The 20,602-nt window shown below is 60.5% G+C and carries 19 protein-coding genes; 8 read left to right on the forward strand and 11 right to left on the reverse strand.

Features of this window, described 5'->3' with window-relative positions:
• Window positions 1–47 precede the first annotated feature (47 nt).
• Window positions 48–1,652 (reverse strand): 5-guanidino-2-oxopentanoate decarboxylase, encoded by a 1,605-nt coding sequence (locus tag ACNYC6_RS08655; RefSeq protein WP_419711939.1) that lies wholly within the window; start codon window positions 1,650–1,652, stop codon window positions 48–50.
• A 151-nt stretch (window positions 1,653–1,803) separates the two neighbouring features.
• Here ACNYC6_RS08655 and ACNYC6_RS08660 point away from each other — a divergent pair, with 151 nt between their 5' ends.
• The 7 genes from ACNYC6_RS08660 (at window position 1,804) to ACNYC6_RS08690 (ending at window position 9,567) form a co-directional block, all read left to right on the forward strand.
• Window positions 1,804–2,709 carry a LysR substrate-binding domain-containing protein gene (locus ACNYC6_RS08660; protein ID WP_419711940.1) on the forward strand — a complete coding sequence of 302 codons (906 nt, stop codon included), beginning with the start codon at window positions 1,804–1,806 and terminating at the stop codon, window positions 2,707–2,709.
• Window positions 2,710–3,008: 299 nt separating this feature from the next.
• Window positions 3,009–4,100 carry an ABC transporter ATP-binding protein gene (locus ACNYC6_RS08665; protein ID WP_419711941.1) on the forward strand — a complete coding sequence of 364 codons (1,092 nt, stop codon included), beginning with the start codon at window positions 3,009–3,011 and terminating at the stop codon, window positions 4,098–4,100.
• Between the two features lie 89 nt (window positions 4,101–4,189).
• Window positions 4,190–5,302 carry an ABC transporter substrate-binding protein gene (locus ACNYC6_RS08670; protein WP_419711942.1) on the forward strand — a complete coding sequence of 371 codons (1,113 nt, stop codon included), beginning with the start codon at window positions 4,190–4,192 and terminating at the stop codon, window positions 5,300–5,302.
• A gap of 10 nt (window positions 5,303–5,312) precedes the next feature.
• Window positions 5,313–6,185 carry an ABC transporter permease gene (locus tag ACNYC6_RS08675; protein WP_419711943.1) on the forward strand — a complete coding sequence of 291 codons (873 nt, stop codon included), beginning with the start codon at window positions 5,313–5,315 and terminating at the stop codon, window positions 6,183–6,185.
• 7 nt (window positions 6,186–6,192) lie between these two features.
• Window positions 6,193–7,020, forward strand: coding sequence for an ABC transporter permease (locus ACNYC6_RS08680; protein WP_419711944.1), 828 nt, complete (start codon window positions 6,193–6,195; stop codon window positions 7,018–7,020).
• Window positions 7,021–7,204: 184 nt separating this feature from the next.
• Window positions 7,205–7,909: a hypothetical protein gene (locus ACNYC6_RS08685; protein WP_419711945.1), complete on the forward strand. Its 705-nt coding sequence runs from the start codon at window positions 7,205–7,207 to the stop codon at window positions 7,907–7,909.
• 227 nt (window positions 7,910–8,136) lie between these two features.
• Window positions 8,137–9,567, forward strand: a complete 1,431-nt coding sequence (locus tag ACNYC6_RS08690) for a PLP-dependent aminotransferase family protein (RefSeq protein ID WP_419711946.1) — start codon at window positions 8,137–8,139, stop codon at window positions 9,565–9,567.
• Between the two features lie 49 nt (window positions 9,568–9,616).
• Here the strand turns inward: ACNYC6_RS08690 and ACNYC6_RS08695 are convergent, their stop codons facing one another.
• The 10 genes from ACNYC6_RS08695 to ACNYC6_RS08740 all read right to left on the reverse strand — a co-directional run bounded on the left by ACNYC6_RS08695 (window position 9,617) and on the right by ACNYC6_RS08740 (window position 18,920).
• Window positions 9,617–10,417, reverse strand: coding sequence for an N-acyl homoserine lactonase family protein (locus ACNYC6_RS08695; RefSeq protein ID WP_419711947.1), 801 nt, complete (start codon window positions 10,415–10,417; stop codon window positions 9,617–9,619).
• A 14-nt stretch (window positions 10,418–10,431) separates the two neighbouring features.
• Entirely contained in the window at window positions 10,432–11,391 is a 960-nt protein-coding gene (locus ACNYC6_RS08700) for a diiron oxygenase (RefSeq protein ID WP_419711948.1), read from the reverse strand.
• 66 nt (window positions 11,392–11,457) lie between these two features.
• The gene (locus ACNYC6_RS08705) at window positions 11,458–12,216 is read right to left on the reverse strand and encodes a TauD/TfdA family dioxygenase (protein ID WP_419711949.1); all 759 of its coding nucleotides are present in this window, start codon (window positions 12,214–12,216) and stop codon (window positions 11,458–11,460) included.
• A gap of 21 nt (window positions 12,217–12,237) precedes the next feature.
• The gene (locus ACNYC6_RS08710) at window positions 12,238–13,110 is read right to left on the reverse strand and encodes a branched-chain amino acid aminotransferase (RefSeq protein ID WP_419711950.1); all 873 of its coding nucleotides are present in this window, start codon (window positions 13,108–13,110) and stop codon (window positions 12,238–12,240) included.
• Between the two features lie 31 nt (window positions 13,111–13,141).
• Window positions 13,142–14,494 carry a KamA family radical SAM protein gene (locus tag ACNYC6_RS08715; RefSeq protein ID WP_419711951.1) on the reverse strand — a complete coding sequence of 451 codons (1,353 nt, stop codon included), beginning with the start codon at window positions 14,492–14,494 and terminating at the stop codon, window positions 13,142–13,144.
• Between the two features lie 21 nt (window positions 14,495–14,515).
• Complete coding sequence (gene yfcF, locus ACNYC6_RS08720) at window positions 14,516–15,160, reverse strand: glutathione transferase (protein WP_419711952.1); 645 nt, start codon at window positions 15,158–15,160, stop codon at window positions 14,516–14,518.
• A 211-nt stretch (window positions 15,161–15,371) separates the two neighbouring features.
• On the reverse strand, window positions 15,372–15,857 hold the full coding sequence (locus ACNYC6_RS08725; protein WP_419711953.1) for a cupin domain-containing protein: 486 nt from the start codon (window positions 15,855–15,857) through the stop codon (window positions 15,372–15,374).
• Between the two features lie 83 nt (window positions 15,858–15,940).
• The gene (locus tag ACNYC6_RS08730) at window positions 15,941–16,435 is read right to left on the reverse strand and encodes a RidA family protein (protein ID WP_419711954.1); all 495 of its coding nucleotides are present in this window, start codon (window positions 16,433–16,435) and stop codon (window positions 15,941–15,943) included.
• A gap of 61 nt (window positions 16,436–16,496) precedes the next feature.
• On the reverse strand, window positions 16,497–17,777 hold the full coding sequence (locus tag ACNYC6_RS08735) for an ATP-grasp domain-containing protein (RefSeq protein ID WP_419711955.1): 1,281 nt from the start codon (window positions 17,775–17,777) through the stop codon (window positions 16,497–16,499).
• Window positions 17,778–17,819: 42 nt separating this feature from the next.
• Entirely contained in the window at window positions 17,820–18,920 is a 1,101-nt protein-coding gene (locus ACNYC6_RS08740; RefSeq protein WP_419711956.1) for a hypothetical protein, read from the reverse strand.
• Between the two features lie 153 nt (window positions 18,921–19,073).
• Here ACNYC6_RS08740 and ACNYC6_RS08745 point away from each other — a divergent pair, with 153 nt between their 5' ends.
• Window positions 19,074–20,492, forward strand: a complete 1,419-nt coding sequence (locus ACNYC6_RS08745) for a PLP-dependent aminotransferase family protein (RefSeq protein ID WP_419711957.1) — start codon at window positions 19,074–19,076, stop codon at window positions 20,490–20,492.
• The last annotated feature ends 110 nt before the right edge of the window (window positions 20,493–20,602 follow it).

Raw genomic sequence — 20,602 nt, forward strand, 5'->3', positions numbered from 1 at the left:
CCGCCGTTCGTGATGCGAGTCGGGGACCTGAAAAAATTATTGTTGTTTTAGTCAGCCAGAAACGCCGCGGCGTCGACCTCGACCATGACCGGTTCGTTGATGTTGCCGAGTAGCTCCAGCAGCTCGCGCAAGCCGTGCAGGTTGTTCACCCGGTGATGGCTGACGTGGCAGCTTTGTGCGAGCGCGGCGAAGTCCGGCGCGAGGATGTCCACGCCCAGCAACGGCACTGCTTTGGCATTCATGTAGTCGCGGATTTCCGCGTAGCTGCTGTTGTTCCATAGCAGCAGGATCACGCCGACGCCGGCTTCTTTGGCGGCGATCAGTTCGGCGCTGGAGAACTGCAAGCCACCGTCGCCGACCAACGCCACCACCGGGCGTGAGGGTTGAGCGAGCCTGGCGCCGATGGCGGCGGGCAAACCGTAGCCGAGGGTGCCGTAGCCGCTGCCGGCGTTGAACCAGCTGTTGGGTGTCGGTGCTCTGTAGCCGAGGGCGCCCTGATACACCGGTTGCGTCGAGTCGCCGACGATCAGCGGCTCCGGCAAGTGATCGCGCACCGTGTCGAGCAGCCGTTGCATGCGGTGTTGCCTGGCGCTCCAGCCAGCGCGTTCGATCGCGTTGACACGGCTCACTCGTTCAGCGGCCCAGGCTGGATCGGCCTGGCGTTGTGGCAGTCGATCGAGCAACGTGAGCAGTCCCTGTTCGGCATCGCCAAGCAAGCCGACGGTTGCCGCTTGTACCCCGATTATTTGCAGGGGATCGATGTCCAGGCGAATCAGCGGTGCCTTGAACTGCACAGGGCCAAGACCGAAAAAGTCGTAGTCGGTTTCTCCCAGTTCAGTACCGACCGCCAGCACCACATCCGCCTCGGCGATGAGTTCGCGACCATGGGCCGAGGACTGCACGCCGTCGAGCAACAACGGATGTTCGGGAGCCAGCAAACCCCGGGCATTGGTGGTCAGCGCCACCGGTGCTTGCAAGCGTTCGGCGAGCGCGCTCAGCGCTTCAGCGGCCCGGCGTGCACCGCCACCGGCCAAAATCAATGGACGTTGCGCGCACTTGATTAAATCGACAGCGGCGTCGATAGACTCCGGGGCCGGGGCCGGAGCTGCCGGCAGCGCGCGAGGACGCAAGTCCAGCCCCTCGGCGGACATCTCCAGCACATCCAGCGGAATCTCGATGTGCACCGGCCGTGGCCGCGTGCAGCCAAACAGGGCAAAGGCCCGCGCCAGCACTTCCGGCAATTGCGAAGGGTGCTGCAATGTGTGGCTGAAGGCGCAGACCCCGGCGACCAGCGCGCGCTGATCCGGCAGTTCATGCAGGTGACCATGACCCAGGCGCAAGTGCTCGCGACGGTTGCAGGTGGAGATCACCAGCATCGGCACCGAGTCCGCATAGGCCTGGCCCATGGCGGTGATGATGTTGGTCATGCCCGGGCCGGTGATGATGAAACACACACCCGGTTTACCGCTGGCGCGGGCATAACCGTCAGCCATGAAACCGGCACCCTGCTCGTGACGCGGGCTGACGTGCTTCAGGCGACTGCCGTGCAAGCCGCGGTACAGCTCGACGGTGTGCACGCCGGGAATGCCAAAGACGGTTTCAACGCCATAGCCTTCCAGCAACTGAACGAGCGCCTGGGCACAACGGGTCATGCAGCACCTCTTTTGATGACGGGCCTGACTGACCCAGTGACAAGTGGGGCTAGTATTGTTGAACCAACCGATACAACAATCGATTTTTTTTGGCCTGACTGTTCGATTTACGTCACCATACGAACCACCCACAACAAGAACGGGATGATTTATGCGTTTTCCTTCGATGACCGCCCTTCGCGCACTGGACGCGGTTGCCCGCACAGGCAGCGTGTCGATCGCCGCCCGTGAACTGAACCTGACCCGCAGCGCCATCAGTCACCAGATCAGCAAGCTTGAGGAATGCGTGGGCTTCACTCTGACCGAGCGCATTGGCCGAGGGATCGGCCTGACGTATCAGGGAGAGCGCTATGCGCGGGAGGTACACGGGATTTTGTTGAACCTGCTCGATGCCGGACAGTTGATCGACGATCAGGAAATCTCCGGACGGCTGTGCGTCAGTTGTGCGCCGGGGTTCGCGACTTATTGGTTGTGTCACCACATCGGCGCGTTCTTGCGGCAGTACCCGCAAGTGCAACTGCAGCTGATCTCGCCGCGCACACCGGACGACGTCAACAACCCCGGCGCCGATCTGTTCATCGCCTATGGCATTGGTGACTGGCCGGAAATGATTGTTGAAGAAATCGTTGCACTGCGCTTCTTCCCGGTGTGCAGTCCGCGCCTGATCAACGCGTTGAGCGGCCTGAAAAACCCGCAGGAGCTGAGCAACTTCCCGTTGCTGCACATGACCGATTACTCCGACTGGCGCGTCTGGCTGACCGCCGCCGGCGCCTCGGGCGTCAACGCGGTGAGCGGCATCCTGTTCTCCGATGCGCACTGCGCGCAGTCGGCATGCATCGCCGGCCAGGGCATCGCCATTGGCGACAACCTGATCAGCGGTGATGCCTTGTCCAAAGGGCTGCTGGTGCGACCGTTCGACATCACCATCGATTTGCACCGTGGCTACTACCTGGCGGCCGATCCGCAGAAGGCTGAGCGTGCGGTGGTGCAGGCGTTCAGCAACTGGGTGAAGACGCAGCTTCAGTCGTCGCACCAGACGTGGCAGGACACGCTCTGAAACACGCGGCATATCCCCTGTAGGAGCAAGCCTGATCGCGATAGCGTTGTGTCAGCAGCATCACGGTTGAATGGCATGGCCTCATCGCGAGCAGGCTCGCTCCTACAGGGTAAAGCTCTATCTCAGGGCATTGCGCCAGAGCTGAAACAGGCTCTGTATTTGTTCAATAAAACTAACCAATACGCGCAAAATAATTCCATTGATGTAGCGATATTTTTAACAATAATAGGCCCAAAGCCCATTTCGGATTTGCATCCGTCCTCGTACGTTATATGGGCAATAAAAAGAGGAACCTCATTGTGTCCAGCCGTTCAGCGATTCAGCTCAGCGCTCAAGGTATCAGCCAGTATTACGGCCGTTTCGCGGCGCTGGATAACGTCGATCTGGATGTTCGCCAAGGCGAATTCCTGACCCTGCTGGGCCCGTCCGGCTCGGGCAAAACCACCTTGCTGATGATCCTGGCCGGCTTCCTCAGCCCGACCTCCGGCAAGCTGATGGAGCAAGGCGTCGACATCATCCGGCGCTCCGCCGAGAAGCGGAACTACGGCATGGTGTTCCAGGGTTATGCGCTGTTCCCGCACATGACCGTCGCCGACAACGTGGCCTACCCGCTGCGCATCCGCAAAGTCCCGACTGAAGAACGCAACCGCCGGGTCAAGCACATTCTCGAAGTGGTCGGCCTCGGTGCACACATGCACAAGAAGCCCGCCGAGATGTCGGGCGGACAGCAGCAGCGCGTGGCGATTGCCCGGGCGCTGGTGTTCGAACCGGAATTGCTGTTGCTCGATGAACCGCTGTCGGCACTGGACAAGAACCTGCGTGAACAACTGCAAACCGAGCTGCAGCGCATCCACCGACAGGTCGGCACCAGTTTTGTGTTTGTCACCCACGACCAGAACGAAGCCCTGGCATTGTCCTCGCGTATCGCGATTTTCAATCACGGAAAGCTGACCCAGGTCGACACCCCGGAAAACATCTACAACCGCCCCGAGAGCCGTTTCGTCGCCGAATTCCTCGGCAAGATGAACCTGTTCCCGCTGGACAACCTGACCCGCAACGGCCAAACCGCCAGCGGCCGCTGCGGTACCAGCGTCCTGCACGCCGTCGCGCCGAACGCGTTGAGCACCGCTCCGATCGTACTGGCGGTGCGCCCCGAGCACATGGAGTTGCACAGCGACTGCCCGACCATGGAGGGCTACAACGTGATGCCGGCACAGCTGACCGACAAGGTTTATCAAGGCTCCAGCACCCATCTGGCCTTGAAGGTTGGCGGCGACACGCTGCCGATCAACCTGTCCGTGCCGGGTAATCACCCTGGCGCGCAGATGCCCAGCGGTGCGCCGGTGTGGCTGAGTTGGCCAGTGCAACAAAGCTTCCTGCTACAGGCCTGACCCCCAAGAATTTGCGACACAAAGCTCTCTTCCAATGACAACAAAAAGGCCGGAGCCCATGCAGGCACCCGCCGACTGAGGACTTGCCCATGCGCCAGGATCACCAACAAGACTGCATCGAAGTGCTTATCGAAAAGGCCCGCGATGGTCAGATCAACCGTCGCACCTTCATCCAGGCCATGGGCCTGTTGGCGGCCGTGCCTTTGGCGCTGCGCAGCGGCATCAGTTGGTCGGCCGACAAGCCGCTGGTCGTGGTCAACTGGGGGGGCGATGCGCTGAATGCGTTCCGTTCGGCATGGACCGACACCTTCACCAAGAACACCGGCATTCAAGTGCGCATCGACGGCGCCGGCCCGACCGAGGGCGCGATCCGCTCACAACTGGCCAGCGGTCAACCGAGCTGGGACGTAGTCGACGTCGAAAGTTACAGCGCCATCGTCCTGGGTCGCGAAAAAATCCTGCAACCGCTGGACTACAACGTGATCAAACGCGATCAGGTTGCCCCGGCACTCGCGTCGGACTTCGGCATCGCCAGCTACCAGTTCAGCTACGTGATGGCCTGGGACAGTGAAAAGTACGGCGACAACGGGCCGAAGACCTGGGCGGATTTCTGGGACGTGAAGAAATTCCCCGGCAAACGCACCCTGTACAAATGGATGAACGGCATGCTCGAAGCGGCGCTGCTCGCTGATGGCGTTCCGGCTGATCAGCTCTACCCGCTGGACGTGCCTCGGGCGATGAAGAAAATCGACGAGATCAAGCCGCACGTGTTGTCGTTCTGGAGTTCGGGCGCCGAGAGCCAGCAATTGATGGTCGACGGCGAAGTGTCGATCGGTGCGATCTGGCACACCCGCGCCAAGCTGCTCAGCGAAGACACCGACAACCGCGTGCGCTGGAGCTTCGACAACGGCTTCATCAACTCCAGCAGCTGGGCCGTGCTGAACGGCAACCCGGCCGGCGCGCAACCGGCCATGCAGTTCATCCAGCTCGCCTTGCAGCCGGAAGGCCAGCTCAAGCTGTTCGAATTGCTGGGCAACGGCCCGTCCAACAGCGCCACTGAAAAGCTGATGTCGGCCAAGCAACTGGAAGCCAACTGCGCCTCCGAAGAGAACCTGAAAAAACAGATCGCTCTCAACGCCCAGTGGTACGCCGACAACTACTCCAAAGCCCTGGAAGAGTATCTGACGCGGTTGTCCAAGTGAGCCTGTGACCATGACTACGACCCTGACCTCAACCCTGACCAGACCCAAGCCCCGCTTCAGTTCGCCGGGCCTGGAGCGCAGCTTGCTGCTGTTTCCGCTGCCGGTGCTGCTGTTGGTCTTCTACGTGCTGCCGTTTCTTGGCGTGGTCGGCTGGAGTTTCTCGCTGCCGACGCCGGGCATCGAGCAGTACCAGCGCATCGCCACGGATCCGGCGATCCACGAAATGCTCTGGCGCACCTTGCGTCTGTGCATGACGGTCAGCTGCCTGGCCCTGGTGATCGGTTATCTGCTGGCGTACTGCTGGGTGTTCAGCCCACCGTTCTGGCAGCGGGTGGTGGAGATCTGCATCTTCATCCCTTTCTGGATTTCCGTGCTGGTGCGCGCCTTCGGCTGGCTGATCGCCCTGCGCAGCAACGGCGTGCTCAATAACGGGCTGATGGGCATGGGTCTGATCGATCAGCCGCTGCAACTGAGCCGCAATGAAATCGGCGTGGTCATCGGCATGCTCCACGTGATGATCCCGTACGCGGTGTTCCCGCTGCTGTCGACCATGCGTCAACTCGATCAGCGCGTGCTCATGGCGTCACGCGGTCTGGGTGCCGGTGCCTTGCGTACCTTCTGGCAAGTGCTGCTGCCGCAGACCCTGCCGGGCATGCTGGGCGCGTTCATCATGGTCTTCGTGTTCTGCCTCGGCTTCTTCATCACGCCGGTGCTGTTGGGCGGCGGGCAAACGGTGATGATCGCCGAATACGTGTTCCTGCAAATGTTCCAGACCAGCAACTGGGGCCTGGGGGCGGCACTGAGCGTCGTGCTGTTGGCTTTGGTCAGCGCCTTGATCTGGGTGCTGCTGAAAATGACCCGCGTCAACCGACTGGTAGGCTGAGACGACTATGAATACCCATCGCACTAGCCTGAGTACCCGGCTGCTGGCCGTGGTCGCCATGGCCTTCATGCTGTTCCCGCTGCTGACGGTCATTCCGGTGTCGTTTACCAGCAAACGCTTCCTGTCGATGCCCGAAGGCAACTGGTCGCTGCGCCATTACGAGGCACTGGTCAGCAACCCTGACTGGTTCCACGCCATCAGCCAGAGCCTGACCATCGCCTTCGCCACCAGCATCATCGCCACCTTGTTTGCGGCGAGCTTCAGCCTCGGCATCTGGTACATGCGCTCCAAATGGGCCACGGCGCTGATGGGCCTGGTGCTGTTGCCGATGGCCATCCCGCCGGTGATCTCCGCACTGGTGCTGTACTTCATGGAAACCAAGCTCGGCCGTTACGCACCGGGCATGGGTTACGACACCCTGACCGGCGTGGTGATCGCCCACGTGATCATGGTCGTGCCGTACGGCGTGGTGACCATGCTGGTGGCGTTGAGCAACATCGACCGACGTATCGAACTGGCCTCGCGCAATCTCGGCGCCAGCCTGATGCAGACCACGTTCATGGTGATCCTGCCGAACCTGAAACTGGGCCTGGCCTCCACCGCCCTGCTGGGTTTCGCCCTGTCGTGGGAAGAGGTCGCGGTGACGTTGTTCATCACCAGCGTCAACGTCGACACCTTGCCCAAACGCATCTGGAGCGGCTTGCGCGATAACGTCGACCCAAGTGTCGCGGCGATTTCGGTGTTGTTGATCAGCCTGACCCTGTTGGTGCTGATTGGCCGGTTGGTGGTTCAGCATCTGGCGGACAAGCGTGCGCAGAAATTGCTGCACCCGTAAGCGTTCCCGAGCCAGAGAAGCCCCGCGTTTGTCATGAACGCGGGGCTTTTTTTGAATTGAAGGAAATCGCCCGTTGGCCTGTTGGGTCGTGACAACGCCGCCCCGGTCCAATAGATTAGGCGACCTGAAAAAGCCCCCGTGCTTTCTCGCCCCAATTCAAGCTAAAAGAAGTAGTGAAATTTCAATGTCCGATTCCAATACCGCTGAATCCGTAGTCACCTTGTCGTCCAAAGCGGAATACGAAAACTCCATCAATCTTTCACAACACGTGTCCCAGGCGAAAACCATCAGCGAGATGGTGCTGGACGCTTTCCAGTCCACCCGCGAAAGCGACCAGATCCGCGAATTGCGCGCCGCGATCCGCCAGGCCCACGACAGCTTCGACGATGACAAAGCCTACGAACTGATGGGCGAACTCAAGCAACTCAAGGACGCCGAGGCCGCCGACATCGCCGCCCTGGAAGACCTGAGCAGCAAATTCTCGATCGGCCGTATCCTGTCCAGCTTCAAGGATGACCCGGCGTTCCAGGAAATCGTCTACGGCCTGGCCCTGAAAGTGCTGAACCAGACGCACCAGGCGATCAGCAACCCGAGCGGCGGCAAGAGCAAGGCCGCCAAGGCCAAGAAAGAAGTCGAAGTGTTCACCATCAGCAAGGACGGCATCAGCGTGACCTTGCCGCTGCGCACCCCGCGTTCGCGCCTGAGCGTCGACCGTGAAGCCCTGGAATTCCTCGGGTTCACCTTTGTCGGTGAAGGCGATGAAGCGGAGCTGGAAAGCGAGACGTTCCTGGACAATGCAGGGGCCGAACAAGCCGTCAACCGCAAGAACATCATCACCGCCCTGCAACAGCAGACCGCGTTCGACGGCTACAGCATCGCCACGCCGTAGTTTCCGCCAGCGCATCCAGCGCCGCAACACCCGGAGCCCCGCCCCAGAGCGGGGCTTTTTATTGCCCGCGATTCCGGCGAATCCCCGATTACTCTTCCAGTATCAACGCCAGAACAACACTTCCCTTCCCCCATCAGCATCACGGGTCCGCCGGTCCTGATAACGGTCGTGGAGCGACAATTCACTTTCCAGCCAGGGACCTCAGTGGTGCGACTGCCGAGGTCATCATGAACACGCTCCCGCTCTACCGTCAGTTAGCCAATCATTACCTGGACGCTATCCGCAGCGGCACCCTGAAAACCGGCGAACGCATGCCCTCGATACGCTTGATGATGGAGAAACACGCCGTCAGCCTGTCGACCGCCGTGCAGGTGTGCCGGGAGCTTGAGGACTATGGCGTGCTGGAAGCGCGGCCGCGCTCGGGCAACTACATCCGCCAGCCCGACACACCGGGCAAACCCGCGCTGATCGCCGTGCCGCCGCCACTGGATACGGGTGTCTACGTCGGCATTCATGAACAGGTTTCTTCGGTGCTCAAGGCCAGTCAGCGGGCGACGGTCAAGGTCAATTTCGCCAGCGCCTACTGCGCGCCGCCGCTCTATCCGCTCAAGACGCTGCAGGACAACATGATCAAAGCACTGCGCCAGGACCCGCATGTATTCGATACCACGGGTTCGACCAGCGGCAACATTGCGCTGCGCAATGTCCTGGCCCGTCGGATGCTGACCGCCAAAACCAACCTGACGACCGAGCGCATCGTGATCACCAACGGCGCCACCGAAGCGATCAATCTGGCGCTGCGTGCGGTAACCCGCCCCGGCGACACCGTGGCCGTGGAGTCGCCGACCTTCTACGGCCTGCTGCAAATCCTCGAAAGCCTGAACCTGCGGGTGCTGGAAGTCCCGGCCTCGACCCATGCGGGAATCCATCTGCCGGCACTCGAACATCTGCTGCAAGGGCCGGAACAGATCAAGGCATTGATCGTCATGCCCAACCTGCACAACCCGCTGGGTAGCATCATGCCCGACAGCCACAAGGCCCGGCTGGTGAAACTGTGCGCCGAGCACGACACGGTGCTGATCGAGGACGACACCTACGGTGATCTGGTGGACACCGAGCAACCGCTGTCGACCCTCAAGCACTGGGACCGCACCGACAACGTGATCTATTGCGCTTCGCTGAACAAAACCCTGGCACCGGGCCTGCGCCTGGGCTGGATCAGCGCCGGGAAATGGCACGACCGCGTGGAGATGCTCAAGCACACCCAGTCCCGTGGCTGCGAAGCGTTGTCGCAATTGGCGGTCAGTGCGTTCATGGGCACGCCCTCCTACGAACGCTACCTGCGACGCTTGAGGAAAACCCTGACCGGGCAGCGTCAGCAGATGAGCGCGGCGATCACGCGCTACTTTCCCGACGGCACCCAAGTCAGCCATCCGCGGGGCGGCACGTTGCTATGGGTGGAATTGCCTGCGCAGCATTCGGCCATGGCGCTTTTTCATGAAGCGTTGAACGTCGGCATCCAGATTTCACCTGGGGATATCTTTTCCAACGCCAAGCGCTTCGGGAATTTTGTGCGTATTGGTTGTGGGGCGCCGTATTCACCGAGGATTGATGGGGCGCTGGAGACGTTGGGGCGAATCCTGAAAAATCAGGACTGACCAAAATCCTGCAGGAGCTGCCGCAGGCTGCTCCTGCAGGGGCTTTGTGTTAAAGGGGATGTTGGTGCAGGCAGATAATATGCGGGTCATCATTCCAGTGCGGAAAACGCTCGGCGATCAACGGATCGTGGCCGGGAATGACGTGGTCTTCACTGTCGGCCAAACGGTCGATTTCGCTGAACGCTTCAAGGCTTTGCGCCAGGTCGTCGATAATCGGAAACGGGCTACGCTCCCGAATATTGACCCACAGGTGTGCGGCATCCGACGCCAGCACAATCCAGCCCCGCTCGGTATTCACTCGCACCACCTGACTGCCCGGGGTGTGCCCACCCACCGCATGCAGCGTCACGCCGGGCATCACTTCAACCGTGCCGTTGTGCAAACGCATCCGCCCTTCGAACAGCGGTGGCAACGCCGACATCACGTCCTCGACCTCGTAGGTTTTGTTCACCGTGCGATGGCTCATTTTCGGCCCGGTGCAGAAACGCAATTCGGCCTCCTGCAAATGCACGGTCGCCTTGGGAAACAACCCGAGATTGCCGGCATGGTCCCAGTGCAAATGCGTGAGGATCAGCTGCTCGACCTGCGTCGGATCGATGTCCAGTTGCCGCAGGGACTCTTGCGGCAGGCGATACATCTGGCGGTTGCGCCGATCCGCTGTGGCCGGTTGAAAACAAGTGTCGACCACGATCACCTGTTGCTCATGGCGAATGACCCAGAAGTAATAGTCCAGCGGCATTGGCGCATTCGGATCACCGCAGCAGGCGTCGTAGAGAAAATTCTCCCTGGCGGTGCGCTGGGCATTGGCGCCGACACGGATGGCGAACACTTCGTACACGGGAACGGACATGGACACCTCCGGGGTCAGGCTGCTGCGGTGGCTTTGAGGGTCGGACGAAAATCGAAATCGATCTGCTCGCTGATGCCCAGGTCGTGCGCCAGTTTGTGCAGGCCACTGTAGTCACGCATGATCGTCGCGTTCTTGTTGCTCTCGCGGGTGTCGGCGATGATCGCCGCCGCATCCTCGACGCCCAATTGCGTCAGGATCGCCTCCCACATCGAGTAGTCCTGGGCGATAAAAGCACTCAGCGCTACCGACAGATTGCGTGCGAAAAACTCCCGCTGGGTCGGCTGCATGTTGGCGTACATGACCTTGGCCACCTCGGCCAGCACCTTGCTGTGCGCATACTCGTCGCGATTGTGCAGTTCGGCGACGCGGCGGTTTTGCGGCTGAATGGTCTGGTCATCCGCCAGCAGGTCGAGATAGGCGTTGACGCTGATCTCGGCCACCACCGCAAAGGTGATCGCCGCCAGGTCGCGCTGCCACTGCTCTGGCAGTTCTTCACGCAGCGCCTTCAGGCGCAGGTAAGTGACGGATGGCGGCAAGTCCAGATCCCGATCCAGTGCGCGATCGAGTTTGGTCCGCTCGATAGCCCGCAGGTGCATGAGCGTGTGGTAGTGCTCGTCGATCAGGGTTTGCTGCATGGCCTCGCGAAAATGCCAGTCGTCCTTGCCCAGGTACTGGTTGGCGATAACGCTCAGCGCCGGGTTTACCACGTGCTCCTCGGCAGTCACCGTGCGCAGGTTGTAGCCGATCCAGCCCCAGGTCACCACGCTGCTTTTGAGTTCATCGCCTAAGGCCTGGAATTTCGGATGATGAAAAAACGGCACCATGCACTCCGGGTAATCCGGGCGCGTCGGGTCGAACACTTCGTTGACCTGGGCCTTGTCCGGCGAACACACCGTGGCGCGTTTGGTCCAGGCCTGATTGAGCCGCACGATCAGTTGATGATCGACCTGGGCGATCTCGATTGCTGTTTGCATGACGCAATACCTGTAAGACGCGTACCCGCGAGGGGTACGCCAAAAGAATGAAGGGCGACGGAAAAATCAGGCCAGCCAGTAGCGGGTCAGGTTGCGCGCCGGGTCAGTGTATCGGCTGCGGGCGTGAATCATCCGCCAGTTGTCCCAAATCAGCAGGCATCCGTCGGGAATCAGCAGCGGAATGTTGTGCTCGACGAAATACGCTTCACCCAGCACCGCAAACCTGGCCAGTGGAGAGGTGTTGTTGGCGACTTGCGACTGCTGCAAAGCTTCCTCCGACGGATTCACATCGCCGTAGTGAAACTGGTTGTAGCTGAAGCGGAAAATGTCCCCGTCTTCTGTAGGCGTCAGGATGTACTCCCTGACCCGGGTCTGCGCCGGTTCACCAGGCTTGGCGGTGGCGACGAATTCCACGGGCGTGTCATCGAGCCATTCGCGTAGTTCCGGTTCGGTGTGCTCAAGCGACTTCAAAAACTCGTAGCCGTCCACCAGTCCCGTATGCCCGCCGCCGCACGTGGCCTGTTTGTGGCAGTGCAAGGCCAGGTAGCGTGGCGGCGGGCCGTACACCGGCGCCTCGGTGTGCGGGCCGATGCCGTTCATGCTCTGGGAATACGGCAGGGCTTCGTAACCCGGCTTGCGGGTAATGGCAAACGCTACCTGCCCGTTGAACTGCGGAATGACCGGACCGAACTCGTGCAATGTGCCTACAACATCGTGGGCAAATTCCCCCGGCGTAAGGACCGTCCAGCCACGACGCGACAATTCTTCATGGCGATGGCCCAGCGAAACATAAGGTTTGGACGCAACAATCCCTTGATCTGACATGGTGAGATTCCCGGCGGTTTATCAGGCGTTGACGGTTGAGGTGTAAGCGGCAATCAAATCGCGGCAGGCATTGCCCGGTGAGTAGTGCTGCTCGTCGATGCTCTGCACCGGGGTAATTTCGGCAGCGGTGCCTGTGAGAAAACACTCGTCGAAGTTGCCAAGCTCCGAAGGCAAAATCGTGCGTTCGAGCACCTGATAGTCCAACGCCTTGGCCAGTTCGATCACGGTCTGGCGCGTGATGCCGTTGAGAAAACAGTCTGGCGTCGGCGTGTGCAGCGTCCTGCCTTTGACGAAGAACACATTGGCACTGGTGGCTTCGGCGATGCGTCCGCGCCAGTCGAGCATCAAGGCGTCGTGGTAACCGTTGTTTTCCGCGTCATGCTTGCTCAGCGTGGCGATCTGGTAATGCCCTGAGGCCTTGGCTTCAAAGGGGCTGCTGCTCGGTGGCGGACGGCGCCACGTCGCCGTCTTCAAGCGAATACCGGCCATGCGCGCCGCCGGGTCGAAATAGCTCGGCCATTGCCAACAGGCGATCGCCACATGCACGCGGTTGAAACGCGCCGAGGTGGAAATCATCTCGCTGCCGCGCCAGGCCACCGGTCGCAAGTAACCGTCGGCCACGTTATTGCGCTGCAGCAATTGGTGACTGGCGGCCTCCAGTTCGGCGGGTTCAAACGGGATGGCAAAATCCATCAGTTGCGCCGAGCGATACAGGCGCTCGGTGTGTTCGCGCAGCTTGAATATTTTGCCGTTGTACACGCGCTCCCCTTCGTACACCGTACTTGCGTAATGCAAGCCGTGGGTCAACACATGCAGGCGCGCCTCGGACCACTCGACGAACTCGCCGTCGAGCCAGATCAATCCTTCGCGCTGATCAAACGGGATACCGCTCATGTCCTTATCTCCCCAGTAATCAAGATTCGTCCTACGCCGTTTGCAGCAGGACCGGTATCAATTCCGGCGCTGTTGCCAGCAAAAGCTCAGGCTCGGTCTGAAAGAAAAATGCTCGTTCGCCGAAGGCCGGGCGCAACTGGTCGAACCAGGTCGCCTGCGGGTCGAAGCGTGCATAGAAGGTGCGCAACACCCATTGCGGATCGCGGGCCTGGAGGAACTGCAGCACGAAGACTTTTTCCCCGGCGACGGTCTCGATGCCGTTGATCAACACCTTGCCGTAGAAGGTGCTCATTGACGGCCCACGCACCGTGCGCGCCAACCCGGACACCGTGCGGTACGCCGCCTGAAAGATCTCGAACGCCCGGGCCAGCGGCATCGCGAAGTAGTGGCTGGGGCCGGTGTCACGCTCGACGAACATGTAATAGGGCACCGCACCGAGCCGTACGCCTTCGGTCCAGAGGTCCGCCCAATCGACGGGGTTTTCGTTGATGTGGCGAATCACCGGCGCCTGCATGCGCAACGTTGCACCCGTGGAGCGAATACGTTCGACAGCCTGGCGGGCGATGTCCTGGCGGATTTCCACCGGGTGGTTGTAGTGCCCCATGACCGAGAGGTTTTTCCCCGCCGCGACGATCCGGCGGAACAGTTCGAGCAACTCGGGCGCGTCCTTGTCGCTGACAAAACGCTGCGGCCAGTACGCCACGGATTTGGTGCCGATGCGGATACTCTTGATGTGCGGCAATGCCAGCAGCGGCTCGATGTAACCGGCCAGCGAGCGGGTGTTCATGATCATCGGATCGCCGCCGGTGATCAGCACGTCGGTGACTTCGGTGTGCACCCGCAGGTAACTCACCAGCTCCTGGGACTCACGGGCGTTGAACTTGAACTCTTCCTCGCCGATGAACTGCGCCCAACGGAAACAGAACGTGCAGTACGCATGACACGTCTGACCGGCACCGGGGAAAAACAGCACGGTCTCGCGGTACTTGTGCTGAAGGCCCGCGAGGACTTTTCCGTCGAGGGTCGCGCTGTTGTGCGTCAGTTGCCCGGCCGGATGCGGGTTCATGCGTAACCAGATCGCCTCGATCCGCCGTTTGATCGCGACGGCGTCATTCTGCTCGATCAGTTGCTTGAGCGATGCATATTCATCGGCCAGCAACATGTCCTTGTGGGGAAAGGTCATGCGGAAAATCGGATCGTCCGGGATGTTGCTCCAGTCGATCAGCGTCCCCAGTACGTATTCATTGGTGCGGAACGGCATGACCCGGGCCACGACGGTCATGGCTTCCTGCAATGCCGGGGTCAACTTGTCCCAGTAGGGTGTGTCGCGAATGGTGCGTGCGTTATAGGGTTTGTAGCGTTCGTGCTCCGACAGTCCTTGCATGGCAGCGCTCCTGATGGTCGTTTACGCGACGGCCGGCGCTTTGCGCTCTATGTCCATCCATGCCCGAACGCTGTCGCGATCCCACTGACGACGGACATACGCCGCCAGTCGCGCAGGCACCGGGTCACCGTTGGCCACCAGTCGGTTGAGCATGATTGCCAGGTCGGTGTCGGCGATGCTCCAGTCACCGAACAGGTGCTCGGCGCCCTCTTCCAGCAAGCGGTCGGCCACGAACAACAGTCGATCGACAGCGGCCCGGGCGTCGTCGGACAGCGACGTGTCTTTCTTGCCGAAATAGACCAGATCGAACGGGCGCTCCTTGCGCACCACCAGCAGATCGCTGCGCAACCAGGCCTGAAGTTGGCGGGCACGAGCACGCTGTTTGATGTCTTGCGGGTAAATTCTTTTTGAACCTGGAGCGAGTTCTTCCAGGTATTCGGCAATGGCTGAAGATTCCGACAGCGCAAAACCTTCGTGAACTAATACTGGAATTTTGCAGGTCAACGAAAGATCGCGATAATTCGCCTGATAGTTTTCGTGCGCTTTCAAATCCACCGTCACAAGTTCAAACGAAAGTTGCTTTTCCTTAAGCGCCACAAAAGCCGACATCGCAAAAGCGCTGACATAATCCGCGCCGAGATACAGTTTCAACTTTGTACTTTCCATGGAACGCTCCCTTGCACTAAGCACATTAATCCGTTGCATTTGAAGCGATCGTATTAAGTTGATTAGCCGCTGAACAGATACAGAAATTATCTGTTTTTATCGATACAGAAATCCGAACCTGCCAATCCCCAGGAGGCCTTTTTGCGGGCGCGACAGAAACGAAAAAGGGAGTCAGCGAACGCGGACTCCCTGGTGTGCAGCAGAGGGGAAATTACCGTTGACGGGGGATCAAGCCAACGTTGTCGACATGGTTGGACAGCAGCGCCATTTGCGGCATGTTGCTGAGGTTGAGCATGGCCAGCGGCTCGCTGACGCTGGTGTTGATGAAGCCGTGCCGGGTCCAGGCCGGCACCAGCAATACGTCGCCGGGGCTGACGCTCACCTCTTCGGCATCGCCCAGTGTCAGCGCGCCGCTGCCGGATTGAATGATGAACAGATGCCACCAGGCATGAGCATGACCGGTGAGCGTCGAGCCAGGCACCAGCCACTGCATGGACACCGCCATTCCGGGCGTCAATTGGCAACCTTCGAGGTTGTTATCGTGGGCCAGCGCAACAATATCGATGTCGCTGGCCTCAAGGGTCTGACGCATATCGGTAAGTTCAGCAGCCTTCCACACCCGTGGTTTGATTGGCTGCCGATCTAAACTCTGGCGAAAGTCTTTATATGAAAAAAACGCACCCTGAACGTTATTCATCTGCTGATTCCAACTTATTCTGCCGACTTGAGTTACCAGACCTTAGGCGAACCCTTCAACAGTGTAAAGCCGAACAACTCTGCTTATAACGCCGAAGGGCGCAGCGCCACGATCATATCAACTTCGATCGCCGCATTTTTTGGCAACTGGTAAACACCCACGGTAGTGCGTGTATGTTTCCCGGCATCACCCAGCACGTGACTGAATACATCCGACGCACCATTGGCGACTTCGCTGAGATCGATAAAATCCTCGGTGCACCTCACATACACCGTCACCCGGATCAGCGACTTGATCTTGTCCAGCGAACCGATGGCATCGACTATCAGCGCCAGCCCGCGCATCGCACTGATGCTGGCGGCCGCTTGCGCATCCGCCATGCTGAGGTCCCGCCCCACCCGGCCCGGATAATGGATCTTGCCGTCCATGCGCGGCACCAGACCGCTGATGTACAGTTCATCGTGGTGACGAATCAGCGGCGCGTAATGCCCGCCAGCGGTGTTCTCGCCGTAGATGTCATAACCGAACTCCTGTGCCAGCGCGATGAAGCGTTCGTCACAGGTCATGTGCTCAATCATTTACCAACCCCTCTAGATCAATACTGCAAAAAACATCGATCGCTACTGCTAAAACCACGGCTCAGCCCACGGCCCTTGCGGACGGTGCCAGGCTGGTGATGCCGACGCGTGATTCGATGGCTTCGGCCAGCCGCAACAGGTCGCGGCTGAGCCGTTCGTAGTCCTCGTTGAACAACACGATGTGGCCGATGAACGAGAAATTGTCTTTCACCAGGGCGGTGACTGAATCACCGATACGCTTGCTCAGCACCGCTTCCACCAGTTCGATGTCCAGCGACCGGGCCAGGGCCTGGATGTCCGGTACATCGCGCAAGATGCCGCCGGTGCCAGCCCGCAGCAGGCGAATGCCGCAGTAGCCGCGAGGCACCGGGTCATGGCTATCGACCTGGCCTTCCACGGCCCAGCGGACCCAACGCTCCCACGGGTTGAAATCAACAAACGCCTGACGCGCCAGATCCCAGATCTGCATGCCACCGGGGCGCATGTTGGTTTCCACGGCCGAGGTACGATAATTGGCCCTGTGGAAAACTTCGTTGTGCCAGGCACCGTTGTCCTGCGCCACCAGACCCGCCATGTGCCGGCCGGCCGCCATCAATCGAGCCTGAGCGTCCGCCGCCAACGGTGCGGGAACCACTTGCTGGATCTCGGCGCGGTAGGCACCTTCGGTGGTGGTTTTTTCAGTGATCCAAGTGCTTCCGGCGACATAATCCCAGCTGTATTCCCGGGCGTTCTGGATCAACTCTTCGAGCACGATGCCCCCCTCGCGATAGGGCTTGAGCGCTAGCCACGCCTCGTCGCATTCGGTCGGGTGACGGATGACGCGGCAGCCGCGGCTGGCGCCTTCGCAGGCAGGCTTGATGAACGCCTTGCCGCCCAGTTCGATCACCCGCTGGCGCAGCTCCGGCAGGCTCTCGATCCGTACGGAAAGCACCGGGCGATAATCATCGGGGGAGGTGCTGGCCGCCGCTTCGAGCTGGCGGAAAATCTGCTTGTCCAACCCCGCCCGCGCCTCGGCAGGCGTAATGCCGGGCAAGCCGAAATGGCTGGCCAGCGCCGCACCGAGTAACACGCCGCGATCAGAAAACGGCAGCACGCCGATCAGTTTCCAGCGGTCAGCATTCAGGCAGCCGACTACCAACTCCAGCGAAGTCGCGACGTCTTTTTCCGCCAGCGAGGTGCTGCAAACGTGATCGGCAACCTGTTCGTCAAAAGGCTGGATCTGCTCGACCAGCAGGATCAACCGGGCGTTGTAGAGCGACTTGCACAGTTCACGCAACTTCGGGATATCGTGGACCCGACTGCCGTTGTACCCCACCACTACTACGCATGAAGTCGTATTCATAATGTCCCCGACTTGCAAAGTGAAAACCGAAACGGCGATGACTCAGTCATGCAACGACGCAATGGATTTTCGGTTGAGCCCGTACCAGACCAGGATCCCGGCAGCGCCAATGGCAGCCAGTACCAAGGCGTTGTAGGGCGGCGGCATGACCCGCATGATCAACACGGTCAACCCGGCACCAACACCCAGGGACACTTCCTTGACGAACATGTTGTTCTGCTTGACCGAGAAGTAATCGAGGTGGCTGAACGCGCACTCGGCGATGGACAGCAGCGCCACCCAGATCAGCGCGCCGACCAGGGTTTGGACGTGGAACGCCGCCGGCGAAGACAGCACGGCAAAACCGCCGACGATGATCCCGATCACCGTCAGGACCTTGAAGCGCCCGGTGCTCTCGATCAGTTTCATGACCGGCACTTGCGCGAACACCACCACGGCGCTGTTGAGGATCAGCATCAAGCCGTACCAGGCGGGCAATTCGCCGGTTTCGAGCAGGATCGCTTGCGGCAGGATCGAGAACACACCAAACAGCTTGATGCCCATGATGATCCCGGCGATCACCCACGGCAGCTTGTTGCGCCAGCCGCTCCCTTCCTGGCTGACCGGGCGGGCCACGGCGGCTTCGGTGGTGAACGTCGCGCCCATGGCGATGGGCAGGCACAGCAGGACGAAACTCGCGGCACCGAGGAAGAACATGCTCGGCGTCAGCAGCGGCGACAGCAGGATCAAACCGGCCAGCAGGCTGCCCATGTTCATCGCCACGCGGTTATAGGCAGCCCCTTCCTTGGTCTGCGCCGCTTCGCTCTTGATCAGGTAACCGGCAATCGCAATGCCGTAGGCAAACAACGCCGCGGCAAACATGACAACGCCCTGGTTGCTGGTGACGGCCAGCAGCACCAGACCGGCGGCCGCGCACAGCAACGTGACGCTTAGGGAACGGCGACCGAGGACCAGCAACGTCAACGGCAACAGTAGCAACAAGGCCCGATAACCAAGGGCCAATATGCTGTTAGTGGCGGTGTCGAGCCAGACGTTGGCCTTGCCCAGCACCGCGAACAGCGCCACGGCCGTGATGATCCGAATGGTGAACAACCGCAGGTTGATCACCGGTTTCGCCACGACGGCGGTTGTCTCTAAACTCATTGCAACACCTCATACACCTGGGTGACTGATCGACCGACAAAACGGTCGACAATCCGAAAACACTCCAAAGCGATAGTAGAAAGAGATGCTTGTCTTGATCAGAGCAAGTTCGTATAGAATCCAACGAACTTTACTGCCAGAGAGACCAGTAAAATGCAGGTTCAGCGCGCAGTGATCGCCGCCATCGAGTTCCAGCCGGGTGTACCGCTGGTGCAGCAGATCGTCGATCAATTGACCGTAGCGATCAGCCAGGGCGGCCTGCCCCATGGCTCAAGGCTGCCGCCGATTCGCGAACTTTCCGACTTGATGAACGTGGGCAAGTCCACGGTGGTCGATGCTCTGGACCGCTTGCGGGCCAAGGGTCTCGTGGTTTCGCGCCAGGGTTCCGGGCACTACGTGCACCGCTCCAGCGCCACGATCCAGACCGATGCCGGCCCGGACCTGCTTCCGCAAGACACCCTCAGCGTGGTCCGCCGCGCGGTGCTGCTGGACAATGGCGCGCTGCGTCCGGGGGCCGGCTTTCTGCCTTCCTCCTGGTTGCCGGCCGAAGAACTGCTCAAAGCCGTGCGCGGGACGCTTCGCGCGACCACCCTGCGCATGGGCGAATACGGTGACGCCAGCGGTTACCCGCCATTGCGCCAGGCCTTGCGGGTCAAGATGGCGACCTTGGGCATCGAGGCGCCGGTGGAGCAGATCATCACCACCGCCAACACCGTACAAGCCATCGACATGCTGATGCGCCTGCTGGTCAAACCCGGCGACACGGTGCTGCTCGACGACCCTTGCTACTTCACGATGCACACCAACCTTGCGTGGCACGGCGTCAAGGTCATCACCATCCGCCGCGAATGCGACGGCATGGACCTGGACGCGTTCGAGCAATTGCTGATCGCCCACCGTCCCGTGCTCTACATGACCAACAACGCCTTGCACAACCCGACCGGGCACTCGTTCACATCGGCGCAGGTGTATCGCTTGGTGGAGCTGAGCCATCGCTACAACTTCCACATCCTCGAAGACGACTTGTACTGCGACATGCAGCAACGCCGAACGCCACGCCTGGCCGCGAGCGGGCTGGACAATGTCTCTTACGTCTCCGGGTTCTCCAAGACCCTGACCGCCAACAGCCGCGTCAGCTTCGCGGTGCTGTCGCCGCAACTGGCGGCGCGGATGGTGACGCTGAAAATGGCCTGCGGCGGCATGACCTCGGAAATGGCCGAGCAGATCATCTGCACCATGCTCAGCGACGGCAGCTACACCAAACACATGCGACGCACGGTGGACCGGCTCTACGAGTCGAACAGCCGGGTAGCGGCATGGCTGGGCGAAGCCGGGTGTTCGGTGTCGTCACTGCCGGGGGAAGGGTTGTACATCTGGACGCGATTGCCAGAGGGATTCAAAGCAGAATGCCTGGCCAGAAAGGGACTGGAAATCGAACTGGTACTGACGCCGGGCACCATGCTCAGCAAGGCGGCGGATGCCAATCAATTCCTGCGGTTCAACGTGGCCCACAGTGATCACGTGCAGGTACGGGAGCGGTTTTTCCGCTTGCTGGACAAGCCACAAAAATAACCGACACCGCCTATCCCTGTGGGAGCGGGCTTGCCCGCAATGCGCCGGGGTCGCGCTCGACCGACCCGGTCCACCAGAAAGCCCCCAACAAAAAGCCCCGCGCTTCTCTC

Origin of the sequence: Pseudomonas sp. NFX224 (assembly GCF_048565165.1) — a bacterium.
GTDB lineage: Bacteria > Pseudomonadota > Gammaproteobacteria > Pseudomonadales > Pseudomonadaceae > Aquipseudomonas.

Coding starts and splice junctions, on each gene's coding strand:
- ACNYC6_RS08685 (WP_419711945.1), top strand. CDS start 7,205: ATGTCCGATTCCAATACCGCTGAATCCGTAGTCACCTTGTCGTCCAAA.
- ACNYC6_RS08700 (WP_419711948.1), bottom strand. CDS start 11,391: ATGCAAACAGCAATCGAGATCGCCCAGGTCGATCATCAACTGATCGTG.
- ACNYC6_RS08725 (WP_419711953.1), bottom strand. CDS start 15,857: ATGAATAACGTTCAGGGTGCGTTTTTTTCATATAAAGACTTTCGCCAG.
- ACNYC6_RS08705 (WP_419711949.1), bottom strand. CDS start 12,216: ATGTCAGATCAAGGGATTGTTGCGTCCAAACCTTATGTTTCGCTGGGC.
- ACNYC6_RS08735 (WP_419711955.1), bottom strand. CDS start 17,777: ATGAATACGACTTCATGCGTAGTAGTGGTGGGGTACAACGGCAGTCGG.
- yfcF (WP_419711952.1), bottom strand. CDS start 15,160: ATGGAAAGTACAAAGTTGAAACTGTATCTCGGCGCGGATTATGTCAGC.
- ACNYC6_RS08670 (WP_419711942.1), top strand. CDS start 4,190: ATGCGCCAGGATCACCAACAAGACTGCATCGAAGTGCTTATCGAAAAG.
- ACNYC6_RS08660 (WP_419711940.1), top strand. CDS start 1,804: ATGCGTTTTCCTTCGATGACCGCCCTTCGCGCACTGGACGCGGTTGCC.
- ACNYC6_RS08730 (WP_419711954.1), bottom strand. CDS start 16,435: ATGATTGAGCACATGACCTGTGACGAACGCTTCATCGCGCTGGCACAG.
- ACNYC6_RS08680 (WP_419711944.1), top strand. CDS start 6,193: ATGAATACCCATCGCACTAGCCTGAGTACCCGGCTGCTGGCCGTGGTC.
- ACNYC6_RS08740 (WP_419711956.1), bottom strand. CDS start 18,920: ATGAGTTTAGAGACAACCGCCGTCGTGGCGAAACCGGTGATCAACCTG.
- ACNYC6_RS08695 (WP_419711947.1), bottom strand. CDS start 10,417: ATGTCCGTTCCCGTGTACGAAGTGTTCGCCATCCGTGTCGGCGCCAAT.
- ACNYC6_RS08710 (WP_419711950.1), bottom strand. CDS start 13,110: ATGAGCGGTATCCCGTTTGATCAGCGCGAAGGATTGATCTGGCTCGAC.
- ACNYC6_RS08745 (WP_419711957.1), top strand. CDS start 19,074: ATGCAGGTTCAGCGCGCAGTGATCGCCGCCATCGAGTTCCAGCCGGGT.
- ACNYC6_RS08675 (WP_419711943.1), top strand. CDS start 5,313: ATGACTACGACCCTGACCTCAACCCTGACCAGACCCAAGCCCCGCTTC.
- ACNYC6_RS08715 (WP_419711951.1), bottom strand. CDS start 14,494: ATGCAAGGACTGTCGGAGCACGAACGCTACAAACCCTATAACGCACGC.
- ACNYC6_RS08690 (WP_419711946.1), top strand. CDS start 8,137: ATGAACACGCTCCCGCTCTACCGTCAGTTAGCCAATCATTACCTGGAC.
- ACNYC6_RS08655 (WP_419711939.1), bottom strand. CDS start 1,652: ATGACCCGTTGTGCCCAGGCGCTCGTTCAGTTGCTGGAAGGCTATGGC.